This window comes from Nitrospira sp., assembly GCA_030692565.1.
Classification (GTDB): Bacteria; Nitrospirota; Nitrospiria; order Nitrospirales; family Nitrospiraceae; genus Nitrospira_D.
Window position 1 is genome coordinate 21,230 of the sequence record JAUYAO010000030.1, and the last position, 14,146, is coordinate 35,375.

The window sequence follows — 14,146 nt, forward strand, 5'->3', positions numbered from 1 at the left end:
CTCTCTTATGGAGTGACTACAAGCGTGTTGCTGCTCTGCTTCCCGGCCGCCTTGGCCTTGGCCATCGCCTCGGCGGCTTCGGGCGGCATATAGTTCTCGTCGTGTTTGGCGAGCACTTCACTAGCCACGAAGGTTCCCTCCGACGAAAGCCTCCCCTGCGCGACCGCACCCTTCCCTTCTTTAAACAGATCCGGGAGGATGCCCTTATATGTAACCGGGACACGTTTTACCGTATCACTCATGACGAAATGGACCGTCAAACCGTCGTTCTCACGCGTGAGCGTCCCGGCCTCGACCATTCCGCCGATGCGAAAGCTTTGCCCTTTCGGCACTTCCCCATTGGCCACCTGCGTGGGCGTAAAGAAGAACACGAGGTTGCTATTGAACGCGTTCAGCACTAAGGCCGACGCAATCCCCAGCGCCACCAAGCCAAATCCAATCATTGAAAATCGCTTTTGCCGTGGCGTCATGATGCCACTCCCGTAGAGACAACCGATTGACTCAGTGCGGTGCGGGCCGCAGCATGCCGACGACGAAGGATCAGAACTTCCCAGATCAGGCAGAGCGCCGTCACCCCGAATGACGGCCAGACATAAACTCCATACCCGCCCATCGCAAGAAACTCATTGAAGCTGTTCCACTGCATCAGGAGACCCTCTCTGTCTGCACCCACGAAGCGTTCCGCTCACGCTCAAGAATGATGCACCGGACACGCATCAGCGTAACCACGGCGCTATACATCCAAAAACCCAGCGCCATGATACCCATCGCCGTCAACATCGTCGCGGCCATCTTCGGCGCCGCCGTCATGCTGACGGATGCGCCTTGGTGCAGCGTGTTCCACCAGCGCACGGAAAAGTAGATGATCGGCACATTGACGACGCCGACCAACGCAAACAGGGCGCTCGCCCGGTCCGCCCGCCGAAGATCATCGATGGAGGCATGCAGCAGCAGCACCCCCAGATACAGAAATAGGAGAATCAACTCAGAGGTGAGCCGCGCATCCCAGACCCACCAGGCGCCCCAGGTCGGCTTGCCCCACAAAGCACCGGTGAGAAGCGCCACAAAGGTAAACATCGCGCCGGTCGGAGCGATCGCTTGCGCCATCATAAACGATGGACGCGCCTTTAGTCCCAAGCCGAGACCGGCCCAGAGCGCCATCACCACATAGAGAAACATGGACATCCAGGCCGCCGGCACATGCACGAAGATAATGCGATAGGCGTCCCCCTGTTGAAAGTCGGTCGGCGCCACAAAGAACCCGAGGTAGAGCCCTGCCGCCATAAAGAAGATCGCCGCGCTCGCGCACCAGGGAATGAGTGTCCCGGCAAGCGGATACAGCGCCTGCGGCGAGGAATATTTCGACCATGTGATGCGGGATTCGCTCATACGTTCCTGCTTACTCTACCGCAATGCGCACCGCGGCCGCCGCAGCCCAGGGAGCCAGCGGAATCGCCGCCATCAAATAAGCCCCGAGCAGCGAGAGATTGGCCTCGGCCCCGATTCCAGACAGGGTGCCGCTCACCGCGCCCGCACCGAAAATTAAGACCGGAATGAACAACGGCAACACAAGCAACGCCACCAACATCCCGCTGCCACGGACACCCAGCGTCAGTGCGGCACCGATGGAACCAATCAGACTCAATGTCGGCGTGCCGAGAAGAAGGGACAGCGCGAGCACGGCCAGCGCCTCTCCCTCCAAACCGAACTGCACGCCGAGCAACAGCGACAGCACGACGACCGGCACCCCTGAAACAATCCAATGGGCAAAGACCTTGGCCAACACCAGCACCGCCAGCGGATGCGGAATCAACACCATTTGTTCTAACACGCCGTCCTGGTGGTCTGCCGTAAAGACCCGGCCCAGGGACAACAAACAGGAGAGCACGGCAGCCACCCAGAGCACACCCGGAGCGATCATCCGCAACACCGCGGGCTCCGGACTGACGCCAAGAGGAAACAGACTCGCCACGATCACGAAGAAAAACACCGTCGTCATCACATCGGCCTGCCGCCGAAACGCCAAGAGCAGGTCTCGCCTGACTATCGCCTGAACCACCGCACCCAGCCCAGCCTGGTTCATCCGGGCAGCCTCAGCGAACAGAGTGACTCTTCACGAACCCCGACGGCTTGGTGCGTCGCCACCACGGCCATCCCGCCGGCCACCAGATGGCGCGACAGCTGCTCGGTCAGCAACGCGGTTCCTACATCGTCCAAGGCGGCAAACGGTTCATCCAAAATCCACAGAGGCCGTTTGGACAACCACAGTCGAGCCAGCGCCACCCTGCGTTTCTGCCCTTGGGAGAGCACCCGCGTCGGTAACGACTGTGTCTGCCGGCCCAGCCCCACCGCCTGCAACGCCCCGCGGGCGGATGTCGCCGACCGGTCGTCCCCGAATAATTCAGCGGAGATCTGCAGATTTTCAATCGGCGTCAAATCGTCCTTGATGCCATTGAGATGGCCGAGATACGTCAGCTGCCGCCTGTAGTCATCGTTCAATTCGTCAATATCGGCGCCGTTCCATCGGATTATCCCTCGCTCTCTGGGGAGCAGGCCGGACAGCATGCGAAGCAGGCTCGATTTCCCGCTGCCGTTCTCCCCCACAATCGCGATGAGGAGTCCTGGTGTCACCGTGACCGTGAGGCCGGAAAACAGTTCACGCTCCCCGCGCGCACAGGCGAGATCAATTGTTTCAAGCATCATCAGTGTGGTCCAACGGAACGGAACACCCTCGCCAAGACGCAGACACTCCCCCGCGGTCAACAGACAGATATTGCCTGGGCCGTAGAGCGCTTGCAAGAAGCAAAGCGAGCCCCTGGTGGATAGTCTTGAGATGGCCGAGCCGGTCCTCTCCGCATCGGATCATGACACAGACAGACTTGAGCCTGACAGAAGGCTCAGGTACCGTATCGATACAGTTTTCCATGTCAAACCCGACACCAGAAGGATTCGGCTGTAGAGAAGGAACCGGTGAACCGATGAATCAAATGCGCCTTGCGTTACCCCTCATATTGGTAGCCCTCTTGATAACCGGCACGTCGTGCGTCGGGCCTTCCAAGAAGGAGATAGCAGAGCTCTCCCGCATACAGAGAGTGACCCTCTACCCTCTGGAAATTACAGATACCCTTTATAACCCGGGAATGGGCTTCGCCGATTTTCATTTCGGATTCGACCACCCGCCCGCGCCCGGCACCTATCCGCGCTCGACCGTGGCCTACTTCCGCTGGTCCTGGGCCGACCTCGAACCGGCGGAAGGCCAGTACGCCTTCGATCTGATTGATCGCACCATCGAGCTGGCCAAAGCCAAAGGAGAGCGGCTGGCATTCCGCGTCATGTCCGAATATCGTTCCGGGTCTCCGGCCTGGCTGCTGGCAAAAGGCGTCCCCGCCATTGCCGTCGGCGGCGGCCGCTTCCCCGATTACAACAACCCCATCTTTCTCGACTATCATGAACAACTCATCAAGGCCTTGGGCGCGCGCTACGGCCGATCGCCGGACATCGATCATGTGGATATCGGATCGATCGGATGCTGGGGCGAATGGAATATGGCTTGCTGCCAAGGTGTAGAACGACAGTGCCGACAATACTTTCCTACGGAAGACGCCCAGATCGCGATCACCGATTGGTATTTTAAATATTTCCCGCAGGTCCCGTTAGTCATGCTGCACAACGGGCAACTTCTGTATGCCACCGGGCGCGGAGCAGGGTGGCGAGGAGACTGCTTCGGCGACTATGGCTACTTTGGCCCTGACTGGAATCATATGGAGCACGCCTATCCGCCGGTGCTCCAGGATCCGGTCATTGCCGCCGCATGGACCCGCGGGCCGGTGCAGTTTGAAGTCTGCGGCGTCATGCAGGATTGGGAAGACAAGGGCTTCGACATCGATCGCATTCTGCAACAAGGGCTGGATTGGCATATCTCCGTCCTGAACGCGAAGTCCTCTCCGGTGCCGGCCCGCTGGCGGCCCAAGGTCAATGAGTTCCTCAAGAAGATCGGCTATCGGCTGGTGCTGCGAACCCTCAGCCACCCGGCGGAAGTCAGGGTGGGTCCGGCCTGGACGCTTCAGACCGAATGGGAAAACATCGGCGTAGCACCCGTCTACCGGCCCTGGCCGCTCGCGTTCCGGCTGAGGAATGCGACCGACGATGTCGTCGCCCAATGGACCAGCAACGCCGACGTAAAGCAATGGCTGCCAGGCACGCGCTACCAGATTGAGGATACCCTGAGAATCCCTGCCCAGATTGCGTCAGGAATCTATCGGCTGGATGTCGCCGTCCTGCATGAAACCGGCGGATCAGCGCTCGTCGAGCTCGCGATCGAAGGCAAACGTCCAGACGGCTGGTACGCGCTCTCCACGATCACCATCGATGAATAACCACGGCGCATCGCGATGCCACGCCCCTGGTGGCCTTCGCTTGCACCCCTTTCAGAAGTGCGCTAGATTCACGCCATGCCCCCGTAGCTCAGTTGGATAGAGCAGCGGTTTCCTAAACCGAAGGTCGTACGTTCAATTCGTATCGGGGGCACCAACCCACACGTACTCGTTCCACGCGCGTGATCCATTCGAAGGAGCATCGATGATGGGCAGACTACTGGTTCTTCTTGCCGTGTGCACCTCGCTCTATGGCTGCGCCGAGGCAGTCTATGGAAAATCCGATGAGTCGTGGAATACGTGGATCGGCACCACCAAAGACGACCGGGTGAAAGACCAGGGCATTCCCACACGCTGCCATACGTTCAAATCAGGCGGAGAAGCCTGTGAATGGCCGGTGACGTGGGCTCCCAACAGTGTGGGCACCATCACCATGACCTTCGACCCCAAAGGCATCGCCTGCCAATGGTCATACAAAGACGCCTATATCGAGAAACGCAGCGCGCACAAATGTTCGTGACCGATCCTGCCTGGGCGACTGACCGGACAGCATCATTTTCTGACCGTCCTTGACGAGAAAAGCGCGCTAAGTCGTCGACGCCCAAGGCGAAACAGATACACGGCCCGGCGCGCATCAATCTCATTTTGTTCGATCCCTCCTCGGCAGGAATCCCTCGTTTTCTTGCCAGGGTGCGGACCCTGGGCTAAGCTTCGTTCAATCGTATGGCACGCACACGCTCCGCAGAGTCTCCCCGCACACGTTCGAAGACCGCCGCGATCGAAGAGATCACGCAGGGGCTCGCCACCTTTCAGAACATTCTGACCTCGATTGAAGACTTCAGCCGGGAGGGCTTTCCCTATCGCGACGGCGCGCGCGCTAAAGCCGAGTTGCAGATTCGTGAAACCGTTCGCCGATTGTTCGGCGAGCGCTCTCCGGAATATGAGGCGCACCGCGCGCACAAGCTCAAGATCTCCACTCCGGCTGAAACGACGCAGAGTGTGCACCTGGTGAAATCATTCATCACGGCGTTGGAACGCAAGAAACTGGAGTTGCAAGGCCTTGCTCCTGCGACGCCGGCGCCTGAGGCCGGACAGACTCCCGCCGCTTCCGGCCCGCCACAGATGACCTTAGTGCCTCCCGCGACGCCATCGGCACAGATTACGATGGCTCAATCCACGCCGGGGAGTACGCCGCCGGTCACGATGTCCGTCGCCATCACGACCAATTTGAGCCAGCCAACCGCGCCGCCCCCGCAAACACCTGTGATCACACCGCCTGCGCCGGTTCAACCACCGACGCCGGCGATTCCGCCAAGCCATCTTGAGTCGGCTCGCTTTCGCACCATGCCTCCCGATCCACAACCGGCAGCACCAGCACAGGCCCCGGCATCAATACCTGCGGCCGCGGCCCCAGCCACCAGGCAGGAGCCTATCGCGCCCCTCGCACCAGCACCGACTGCACCGCTCCATGCAATCACTCCTCCTCAGCCACTGGTCGGAGCCTTCTCCTCCCCATTGGCATCACCGACACCGGCGACCCAGATCTCTTCAAGCGAGAGCTTGCAGAAGCCGCCCGATCAACCCAGCGCACCGGCCGCATCCGTCATAGCGCCACCGCCATCTCCGGTCCCCTTGCCACATCCGACTCCGACACCGGCCGCGCCCGCCGTCGTAACACGCAGAGAACCGCCCACGGCGGATCCGGTCGATGCACTCCGGAAGGTCTGCCTGCGCTTTCACGCCGTAGCCCGGCAACTCCGCTTGCGGAAGGACTATCGCACGACGCTGGAAGTGGAAGACGACTACGATCTGCAAGATTTGCTGTGCGCGTTGTTGAAATTGGAATTCGATGAAGTGGGCGCCGATGAATGGACGCCGCCTTACGCCGGCGGCTCGACGCGCACGACCCTGCTCTTGAATCGGGACCGCCTTGCCGTGGTCGCCAAGAAAACCCGCTCCGGCCTGACCACCAAGGAGTTGGCCGAGCAGGTTGCCGCCGACGCCGCCCACTACGCCTCGCGTCACCCCTGTGTCCACTTGTTCTGTTTTATTTACGATCCGGAGGGGCGCATCGGCAGTCCGACGCGGCTCGAAACGGACCTAACCAGCGTGAGCGACGCCTTCACTGTGGACGTCCTCGTCGCGCCGAAGTGAGACCCGAACAACTATGCCAAGAAAACCAAAATCCGTCGCTGCCTCCTCCGCCCGCGCCACGTCCGTATTGACACCGCCGCAGGGAGTTCGCTACGGTGAGCCGCAGCCCGGTCCACCGGCTATTCCCTTTACGATTCACGCGCCAAACGCGGGAGCGCCCCTGATGTCCGACCGGGCCTACATCATGATCAATGTGAGTCCCGGATTGACGTCCAGCGTCGTGAAGGCGCTGGGGCAGATCAAAGCGATCAAGACCATTGATCCTTGTTGGGGAAAACCGGACATCATTGTCGTCGCCGACGTGGCCGATCAGGATGCACTGACACAGCTGGTCCTGAGCAAGATTCATGGCATTGAAGGCGTGACGCAAACCGATACGCACCTCGTCTACCGTACACCGGAAAGCAACGCCAAATGATTCTGCGAACAGGCCTCCTCCTCGCAACCATAGCGCTGATGATCGGTTGCAGCGGAGCGCCCCATCCCCTTCCGACCGATCTCATCGACACTCGCCTGGCAGCCCCGCTCGATACCGTCAAAACCGCCCTCACACAGGTCCTCACCGACGGCGGCTACGATGTCGACTGGAAGAATGACTCCACGTTGGAAACCAGCTATCGGGAAGAAATGCATGGCCCCTGGAACTGGCTCTATCGCTGGCGCTTCGGCACGATCAAGAGCCGGGTGAATGCGACGGTGACAGCCGCTGATGAGCAGAACACTGCACTCAAGTTGGAAGTGCGGTCAGAGGGAAAAGACGGGATCTTTACCAGCTGGGATCAGGTTCCCAGCGCGTTGCCCCAAGGTGCCGACAATCAATTGCGGCTCATCAAGAACGTCCTGCACTTGCTATAACTTCTCTGCCGGCTCTTTGTCACCGGCCTCGGGATCGTCCCCCAAATCAAGTCCGAACCGTTCCGCCATCCGGTAGAGTGTCCGGCGGTCGATGCCCAGGATCTTGGCCGCCTTCACCTTGTTCCCCTTCATTTCCTTCAGGACACGGATCAGATGCCGCTTTTCCACTTCTTCGAGCGTCAGACAGACCTCATCCCCTTCAGGCGCTGCGGGGGCTTTCGCGTCCACCTGCGCAGCAGTCCGGATACTTTCCGGCAAATCGTCCGGCGTGACTAAGGGGCCGTGGCTCAACGACACCGCGCGCTCCACCGCGTTCTCCAGCTCCCGCACATTGCCCGGCCACCGATACTCCTTGAGCAACGCCATCGTTTCCGGCAGAAATCCGCGCACCCCTGACGGCGTCCCGCCGACATACTTCTGGAGAAAATGGTGGGCCAGCATCGGAATATCTTCTTTGCGGTCCACCAGCGAAGGCAGGGTTATCCGCACTACGTTCAAGCGATAAAACAGATCGTCTCGAAACTTGTCTTCTTTAACGAGTTGCTCCAGATCGCGATTCGTCGCGGCAATGATGCGAACGTCGACTTTGACGGACGTCGTGCCTCCCACGCGCCGGACTTCCTGATCCTGCATGACTCGCAGCAGCTTCACTTGCAGCGCCGGCCCGAGTTCGCCGATCTCATCGAGAAACAGCGTCCCACCCGTCGCCGCTTCAAACAGGCCGGCCTTCAGTCCCACCGCGCCGGTGAAGGCCCCCTTCTCATGGCCGAACATCTCGGACTCCAGCAGCGTGTCGGGCAAGGCGCCGCAATTCACCGGAATGAAGGGCTTGTCTCGCCGTGGGCTATTGGCATGAATCGCCCGGGCAATGAGTTCTTTCCCGGTCCCGCTTTCTCCCTGGAGCAACACGGTGCTGCGGCTCTCCGAGACGCGAGCCACCAGCTTATAGACATCCAGCATGGCCGGACTGCTTCCGACCAATGGAGACCACTCTTCTTTTTCTTTCAGTTCCACTCTGAAGCGCTTGTTTTCCCTCACTAATTTGCAATGGTCGAGCGCGCGCTGAACAACGAGCTTTACCTCTTCCTTTCGAAAGGGCTTGGCCAGATAATCGAAGGCCCCCTGCTTGATTCCCTCGATCGCTCCCTCCAATGATCCGAACGCCGTGAGCAGAACGATGGAAGTATCCGGGCTGAACCGTTTGAACTCCCGCAAGACAGTCAGTCCATCCACGGTCCCCATGCGAATATCCGTGAGCACGAGGTCGAACACCGTCTGTTGCCCGCGAGCCAGCGCATCCGTCCCGTTGGAAAAGGACTCCACCTCATGCCCGTCTTTTTTCAAGGCATCGGCCAGCAGTTCGCGGGCCACGGCGTCGTCATCGATCACGAGAATCTTTGCTGCCGGCATTCCGCCCCCTAGATCAGTGATGTGGCTACTGCACTTTGTCCGGGCAACGATATCACAACCCTGGTCCCTTTCCCTACTTCGCTCTCCAGCGTGAGCGTCCCGCCATGCGCCTGTACGGTTTCTCGACTAATGAACAACCCCAGACCGGTCCCCTTCCCAATCGCCTTCGTCGTAAAGAACGGCGTAAACGCTTTCTGGAGATCCTCCTCCGGCATACCCGAGCCCGTATCACTGACGATGATCGTGATCATCGTGGTGAACGTCGCATTCCCCACACGCAAGCCCACTTCGATCTCTTCTGGTGTGGCCGCTCGACTACCGGCACTGATCGTGACGGTCCCGCCCTCCGACGTCGCCGCGATGGCGTTGGCAAATAGATTGACCAGCACTTGATGCAGCTTTTCGGCATCGGCCCAAACCAGCGGCAATGCGTCCCCGAGTTCAACCCGGAGCGCCACCCCCTTCGCTTGAAAGGCCGGTTCCATCAACGCCGCCACAGGACTCACGACATGGTCGACCGGCAACCAGGTGGGATCGGGCTTCCGCTGCCGGGTCGAGGACAAGAGATCCTGAATAATGCCGACCACGCGCGTCAGCTGCCCGTCGATCACATCGATGCGCTTCTTCATATCCGGCGTGACCGTCGGCTCTTCCGCCAACGCCTGGACGTGCCAGGCGATCGAATGCAACGGCGTGCCCACCTCATGCGCAACCGACGCCACCAGTTGCCCGACGGCCGCGAGCCGTTCAGACCGGTTGAGCTGATCCTTCACGTCGACCAACTGCGCATTGGCGCGCAACAGATTTTCCGTTTGCCGGGCCAGCGCGGCGCGGGCCGCTTCTTCCCGGGCCTTCCGTTCCTCCCAGCTCATGCCGATATAGGCCACAATCAGCAACACGCCGACGACCACCGTGCGATTGATCACGGCGGATTGAAAGCGGCCCGGCTTCGTCGGCTGAAGAAGCCCGGCATAGGTCGCTACCACGCAGGCCAACACCGTCACCAGCATCAGCGTCCGATTGCGCAGGATCGCCACAAGGAGAATGGGCAGCACATAGCCGTAGGCGCCGACGACGTTTGCCGGTGCAAGCTTTTCGATAATGACGATGGTCAGGAAACAGGCGCCGGCAATGCTCAGCACCAGCCAATTGCGGGTCTTCATCGTGCAGCACTCACTCCGGTGGAAGGGGCAGAAGGACCGATGCGCGCGCGCCCCTCGTTCTTACACAAGTGGACGGGCTGAACGCAACTGCGCGGCGAGCGACGCGAAGCGGGAATCCTGCACCATCTGCTCGACGGTCGCAGTCAATTTCCTGGACCAGTTGGGATGCTGATCGACGGTGCCGGGCACATTGGTCTGCGCCCGTTGACCGAGCACATCTTCCACGTTCGCGAGGACGACCCAGGAGGGCGTGCGCGCGAGATAGAGATGCAGCGCCGCCGTCAGATCCGCGGTCATCACCGGACTCTGTGCCGGATCGTCCGACAGGCCATTCGGCAGGAGGCCCTCGGATTTCAACGCCGCGAGCAACCGAGCCTTGTCGATTTGCCGTTCAGCGAGCGCGCCCCGACGAGCCTCCTCGCTCGCACAGAGCCCCAGGCTGACGCGCGTCTCGATATCGGTGCCGTCCCAGTAGCCGCTCAGTGTCGGCAAATCATGGGTCGTCACGACCCCGAGCGATTGAGCGGGATAGGCCGAAGGGGACTTCAGACTGCCGTCCCCGTTCCGTTCGAAATAGAGGACACGATACGAAAGCACGCCGGCCGCGGCCAGCCGATCACGCACCCAATCGGGCACCGTTCCCAGATCTTCGCCGATCACCAGCGTCTTGGCCCGCATGCTCTCTAACGCGAGAATCGCGAGGAGATCGTCCGCCGGATAATGCACATAGGTCCCCTTGGAGGCCGGCATCCCGCGCGGAATCCAAAAGAGCCGGAATAAGGCCATCACATGATCGATGCGAATCGCCCCGCCGTACCGCAGATTCGTCCGGAGCAGTTCGATGAAGAACTGATAGCCGCTGGCGCGCAGCTTCACCGGATCGGACGGCGACAACCCCCAATTCTGCCCCTCCGGCGCAAAGGCGTCGGGTGGGGCCCCACAATCGGCCTGATGCGCCAATACCTCCTGGAATCGCCATCCGTCGGCCCCATAGCGATCACTGCCCAGCGCGAGGTCGTGATACAAACCCAACGGCATCCCGGCCTCGTCGGCTTGCAACCCCACAGCGATCAGTTGCTCAGCCGCCACCCATTGCACATACTGAAAGAACCGCACCCGCTTCATATGCCGGCGCTTGAATTCGGCGACCGCGTCGCTCGTGGGCACGCGATAGACTTCCGGCCAATCCGCCCACACGACTGAGCGGGACTGCACAAATTGCCGCTCATCTTCGAGCGCCTGAAAGAGCGCATACTCAGCCAGCGGCGTCCCCTCTTGCTGAACGTAGGAATGAAAGAACCAGCCGCGGGCCGTCGTCGGCTTCAGCTCCGGCTCCATCCCCTCAAAGTTGTCACGCAGAAAGGTCCGATAGCAGAGATCCAGCACCGTCCGCTTGAGCGCCGAGACCGCTTCGTAGTCCACATACTCGCTCGTCCGAGCCTTCGTGAGTTGCGCGCGAAAGGCGGGATCGGCCAGGCGATTCTGCACATCCGGCGTGGTCTTGGCTTCAGCCACCCGGTCGATATCGATATAGAGCTCGTTGAGATAGAGCCGACTGCTCGGCGAATAGGGACTGATGTGATAGGGCCTGGTGTTCTTCAGGGCGTGCAAGGGGTTCAACCCGATGACACCGGCGCCCAACTGCCTGCCCGCCCACTCGACGAGCGTGGACAAATCTCCAAAATCTCCGACCCCCCAGTTCCGTTCGCTGCGCAGCGAGTACAGTTGCAGGGCGAGCCCCCAAGTCCGCGTGCCGGCATGAAACGATTCAGGGACATAGCAACGCGCCGGAGCCACGATCAGACGGAACTGAAGTTCGACCGTCGCCGATCCTCCCTGCACCCAGATTTTCACATCGTAATATCCGATCGACAGATCCTGCGGCAGGGGAAACGCCAGCCGGACATAGCGACGATTCTGGATCAGCCGCGCTTCATGAATCGGAAGACCCGGCCCCTCTTTCCACTCACCGTGCTTTTCGCCACTTTCGCCGGACACCATCCAATGGACGTGAAGCTGCCCGTCATCCGAGGGCTCGCAACGCACGTGCAACGGCCAGTTGCGAGGCGCTTGACCAGTCCGCACCACACAGACCGGGTCGCAGCCCTGTACCCACGGCCGTTGATCCCAGGCGGTGAGTTCTTCAATCAGCGCGGTACGATCACCCACGCGAAACCCCATGGCCGAAAGAATGGCTCGACGAGTGTCATCGGTCATCACATGGCGGGTCCCGGCAATGTCGTGGTAATCTGCGGCGATGCCGGCACGGTCGGAAAGAAGGTACAGGAGTTCAGCTTCCGGCAGGTCGTACATGTCGGAGAGTGTGCGTGACGACCATCAGTAAGTCAAGCTATCCTATTGTTTCCGTAGACTATTTCTGACTATTCGGAATGCCAGTGGATACGACGGTTCCCCGCTTCGGCACGAGTTCATGGGCCTACGAAGGCTGGCAAGGACTCGTCTACCATCGAACCTATCCGAAAAGTCGGTTCAGCCAGGACACGCTCGCAGAGTACGCCGCGTATCGCATATACGACACGCCCCTCTTCACCACCGTCGGCATCGATCATTCATTTTACCGACCGGCCAGCGTCAAGCAACTTGCCCACTACGCCGAGCAAGTGCCGGACGAGTTCCGCTTCTGCCAGAAAGTGTGGGAAGAGATCACCGTCCCCGCCTATGCCAACCTACCGCGATACGGCGCGAAGGCCGGCAAGCCCAATCCGCGGTTTCTTGAGCTCGGCACCTTTCGTGACCTCGTCCTGCAGCCGGCCTTGGAGGGCTTGGGCCAAAAGCTCGGCCCCTTCATCTTCGAGTTTCAGCGCTGGGGCCTTGATCCAGCCGTCTTTCTGCAACAGCTCGACCGGTTTCTCGAACAGCTGCCACCCGGCCCCGCCTACGCGACCGAAGTGAGAAATCCCGCCATCCTCGGCCCGCGCTATCACGACATACTTCGAGCGCACGGCGTGGCCCATGTCTACAATCACTGGACGGCCATGCCCCCGCTGTCCGAACAACATCAGAAAATGGCCGGCACATTCACCGCCCCCTTCACCGTCCTTCGACTCCTGACCCCGCTGGGGCTGGCCTATGACACAGCGGTCGAACGCTACGCCCCCTACGATCGCATCGTGCAACCGCAACCGCGTATGCGGCAGGAGACCATCGCGCTTGTGACGCAAGCAGCGGGGGATGGACGGTCCTCGTATGTCCTCGTGAATAATCGATCCGAGGGCTGCAGCCCGCTCACCGTCCAAGCGGTACTTGAAGCGCTCGCCAAACCGACCGGGCCACCGTTGTGAGTGCGTAACTCGCGTGGTAGCATGACATGTATCGGCGACGAAGGTTGAGTCGTTTCTCGTTCGTCCACCTCAGAGGAGGCGTTATGGCTGTCCGTCACTCCACCACCGGTGTCCTGCTCCTCTCCGCACTGATCGGCATTCCTCTTCCGGTGCAAGCGGCGGAAGCCACGAACGGCCGGCTTGAAATCATCGGCGAGTATCGGTATGCCGCGCGCGAATCAGAGTCTGTCGCCGACGCCAAAGCGCTGGCCTGTCGGGAAGCCTGGCGCCAGGCCGTCATCAGCTCGTCCCTCTATCGGGAATCCACCGCCTCCGTGATCGACTCCCCCCTCTTGCGTGAGCTGTCGTATACCCTTGCGAATCGTCATGTTCACGACCCCCAGATCGTCGAACAATCTGAACAGGGACGAACCATCTCCTGCCGAGTCCATGGGTATCTCCAGACAGACGAGAGCGCGCGTGTCATTCGCACGCAGCTGACCAGCGGCCCTTCGCCGACGGAAGGGATCGACCAGAACCGTGTGTTGCGGATCCTTGCTGTGAAGGAAGACGCCACGGGCGCCATTGCGATTCAATACCAAGCCCTCAAGCGGCTGGACTGGCTCGGCACCCACTATCAGGGCGGGTTACGGGAATCGGCGGATATTATGGTAGATTTCTATGATGATCAGGGCTTGCTCATGAAGACCGAGCGCTACCCGGCCCGGCGCACGGCCACCGGCGATGATGTCATGAATCCCGGAGCCATCGCCGTCCTCAAAGTGACAAAACCGGCCGGCAGCAAAACCTATCGTGTCTGGCTGGTGAAATAGCCCGCATCACCAGCCATTTCCGCCGCCTCCCGACCCGCCTCCACAGATTTATTCTGCCTCCCCCTTTAGTTCGACTG

General features: G+C 60.5%; 15 protein-coding genes and 1 tRNA gene. 8 read left to right on the forward strand and 8 right to left on the reverse strand.

Going from position 1 to position 14,146, the window contains the following annotated elements; genetic code table 11:
• Window positions 1–5: 5 nt before the first annotated feature.
• Genes ccmE through ccmA form a run of 5 tightly spaced genes read right to left on the reverse strand, consistent with a single transcriptional unit; the run spans window position 6 to window position 2,703 of the window.
• Window positions 6–470 (reverse strand): cytochrome c maturation protein CcmE, encoded by a 465-nt coding sequence (gene ccmE, locus Q8N04_07330; protein ID MDP3090470.1) that lies wholly within the window; start codon window positions 468–470, stop codon window positions 6–8.
• Window positions 467–646 carry a heme exporter protein CcmD gene (gene ccmD / locus Q8N04_07335; protein ID MDP3090471.1) on the reverse strand — a complete coding sequence of 60 codons (180 nt, stop codon included), beginning with the start codon at window positions 644–646 and terminating at the stop codon, window positions 467–469. The genes ccmE and ccmD overlap by 4 nt, the downstream gene beginning before the upstream one ends.
• Entirely contained in the window at window positions 646–1,389 is a 744-nt protein-coding gene (gene ccmC / locus Q8N04_07340; protein MDP3090472.1) for a heme ABC transporter permease CcmC, read from the reverse strand. The genes ccmD and ccmC overlap by 1 nt, the downstream gene beginning before the upstream one ends.
• A 10-nt stretch (window positions 1,390–1,399) precedes the next feature.
• Window positions 1,400–2,083, reverse strand: a complete 684-nt coding sequence (gene ccmB, locus Q8N04_07345) for a heme exporter protein CcmB (GenBank protein ID MDP3090473.1) — start codon at window positions 2,081–2,083, stop codon at window positions 1,400–1,402.
• Window positions 2,080–2,703 (reverse strand): cytochrome c biogenesis heme-transporting ATPase CcmA, encoded by a 624-nt coding sequence (gene ccmA, locus Q8N04_07350; protein ID MDP3090474.1) that lies wholly within the window; start codon window positions 2,701–2,703, stop codon window positions 2,080–2,082. Before ccmA ends, ccmB begins: the two co-directional genes overlap by 4 nt.
• Window positions 2,704–3,140: 437 nt before the next feature.
• Here ccmA and Q8N04_07355 point away from each other — a divergent pair, with 437 nt between their 5' ends.
• The 6 genes from Q8N04_07355 (at window position 3,141) to Q8N04_07380 (ending at window position 7,382) form a co-directional block, all read left to right on the forward strand.
• Complete coding sequence (locus tag Q8N04_07355) at window positions 3,141–4,376, forward strand: DUF4832 domain-containing protein (GenBank protein MDP3090475.1); 1,236 nt, start codon at window positions 3,141–3,143, stop codon at window positions 4,374–4,376.
• Between the two features lie 77 nt (window positions 4,377–4,453).
• A tRNA-Arg gene (locus Q8N04_07360) sits at window positions 4,454–4,530 on the forward strand.
• 48 nt (window positions 4,531–4,578) lie between these two features.
• Window positions 4,579–4,893, forward strand: coding sequence for a hypothetical protein (locus tag Q8N04_07365; protein MDP3090476.1), 315 nt, complete (start codon window positions 4,579–4,581; stop codon window positions 4,891–4,893).
• Between the two features lie 203 nt (window positions 4,894–5,096).
• Window positions 5,097–6,527: a hypothetical protein gene (locus Q8N04_07370; GenBank protein MDP3090477.1), complete on the forward strand. Its 1,431-nt coding sequence runs from the start codon at window positions 5,097–5,099 to the stop codon at window positions 6,525–6,527.
• 13 nt (window positions 6,528–6,540) lie between these two features.
• The gene (locus Q8N04_07375) at window positions 6,541–6,945 is read left to right on the forward strand and encodes an Lrp/AsnC ligand binding domain-containing protein (protein ID MDP3090478.1); all 405 of its coding nucleotides are present in this window, start codon (window positions 6,541–6,543) and stop codon (window positions 6,943–6,945) included.
• Entirely contained in the window at window positions 6,942–7,382 is a 441-nt protein-coding gene (locus tag Q8N04_07380; protein ID MDP3090479.1) for a hypothetical protein, read from the forward strand. The genes Q8N04_07375 and Q8N04_07380 overlap by 4 nt, the downstream gene beginning before the upstream one ends.
• On the opposite strand, the gene Q8N04_07385 is transcribed toward Q8N04_07380, so the two are convergent.
• From Q8N04_07385 to malQ, 3 genes are read right to left on the reverse strand one after another with little or no spacing between them, the layout of a single operon-like run.
• Window positions 7,377–8,792 (reverse strand): sigma-54 dependent transcriptional regulator, encoded by a 1,416-nt coding sequence (locus tag Q8N04_07385; GenBank protein MDP3090480.1) that lies wholly within the window; start codon window positions 8,790–8,792, stop codon window positions 7,377–7,379. The two genes, Q8N04_07380 and Q8N04_07385, sit on opposite strands and share 6 nt — an antisense overlap.
• Window positions 8,793–8,800: 8 nt before the next feature.
• On the reverse strand, window positions 8,801–9,955 hold the full coding sequence (locus Q8N04_07390) for an ATP-binding protein (protein ID MDP3090481.1): 1,155 nt from the start codon (window positions 9,953–9,955) through the stop codon (window positions 8,801–8,803).
• Between the two features lie 60 nt (window positions 9,956–10,015).
• The gene (gene malQ, locus Q8N04_07395; protein ID MDP3090482.1) at window positions 10,016–12,268 is read right to left on the reverse strand and encodes a 4-alpha-glucanotransferase; all 2,253 of its coding nucleotides are present in this window, start codon (window positions 12,266–12,268) and stop codon (window positions 10,016–10,018) included.
• 83 nt (window positions 12,269–12,351) lie between these two features.
• Between malQ and Q8N04_07400 the strand changes: the two genes are divergently transcribed.
• A complete protein-coding gene (locus tag Q8N04_07400; protein MDP3090483.1) occupies window positions 12,352–13,257 on the forward strand; it encodes a DUF72 domain-containing protein in 906 nt (301 codons plus the stop codon).
• Window positions 13,258–13,340: 83 nt separating this feature from the next.
• Window positions 13,341–14,069 (forward strand): hypothetical protein, encoded by a 729-nt coding sequence (locus Q8N04_07405; protein ID MDP3090484.1) that lies wholly within the window; start codon window positions 13,341–13,343, stop codon window positions 14,067–14,069.
• Window positions 14,070–14,146 lie beyond the last annotated feature (77 nt).

Bases quoted from the DNA above. Each gene is read 5' to 3' on its own strand.
- ccmA (MDP3090474.1), bottom strand. From the start codon at position 2,703: ATGATGCTTGAAACAATTGATCTCGCCTGTGCGCGCGGGGAGCGTGAA.
- Q8N04_07375 (MDP3090478.1), top strand. From the start codon at position 6,541: ATGCCAAGAAAACCAAAATCCGTCGCTGCCTCCTCCGCCCGCGCCACG.
- malQ (MDP3090482.1), bottom strand. From the start codon at position 12,268: ATGTACGACCTGCCGGAAGCTGAACTCCTGTACCTTCTTTCCGACCGT.
- Q8N04_07405 (MDP3090484.1), top strand. From the start codon at position 13,341: ATGGCTGTCCGTCACTCCACCACCGGTGTCCTGCTCCTCTCCGCACTG.
- Q8N04_07385 (MDP3090480.1), bottom strand. From the start codon at position 8,792: ATGCCGGCAGCAAAGATTCTCGTGATCGATGACGACGCCGTGGCCCGC.
- Q8N04_07370 (MDP3090477.1), top strand. From the start codon at position 5,097: ATGGCACGCACACGCTCCGCAGAGTCTCCCCGCACACGTTCGAAGACC.
- ccmB (MDP3090473.1), bottom strand. From the start codon at position 2,083: ATGAACCAGGCTGGGCTGGGTGCGGTGGTTCAGGCGATAGTCAGGCGA.
- Q8N04_07380 (MDP3090479.1), top strand. From the start codon at position 6,942: ATGATTCTGCGAACAGGCCTCCTCCTCGCAACCATAGCGCTGATGATC.
- ccmC (MDP3090472.1), bottom strand. From the start codon at position 1,389: ATGAGCGAATCCCGCATCACATGGTCGAAATATTCCTCGCCGCAGGCG.
- Q8N04_07365 (MDP3090476.1), top strand. From the start codon at position 4,579: ATGATGGGCAGACTACTGGTTCTTCTTGCCGTGTGCACCTCGCTCTAT.
- ccmD (MDP3090471.1), bottom strand. From the start codon at position 646: ATGCAGTGGAACAGCTTCAATGAGTTTCTTGCGATGGGCGGGTATGGA.
- Q8N04_07355 (MDP3090475.1), top strand. From the start codon at position 3,141: ATGGGCTTCGCCGATTTTCATTTCGGATTCGACCACCCGCCCGCGCCC.
- Q8N04_07390 (MDP3090481.1), bottom strand. From the start codon at position 9,955: ATGAAGACCCGCAATTGGCTGGTGCTGAGCATTGCCGGCGCCTGTTTC.
- ccmE (MDP3090470.1), bottom strand. From the start codon at position 470: ATGACGCCACGGCAAAAGCGATTTTCAATGATTGGATTTGGCTTGGTG.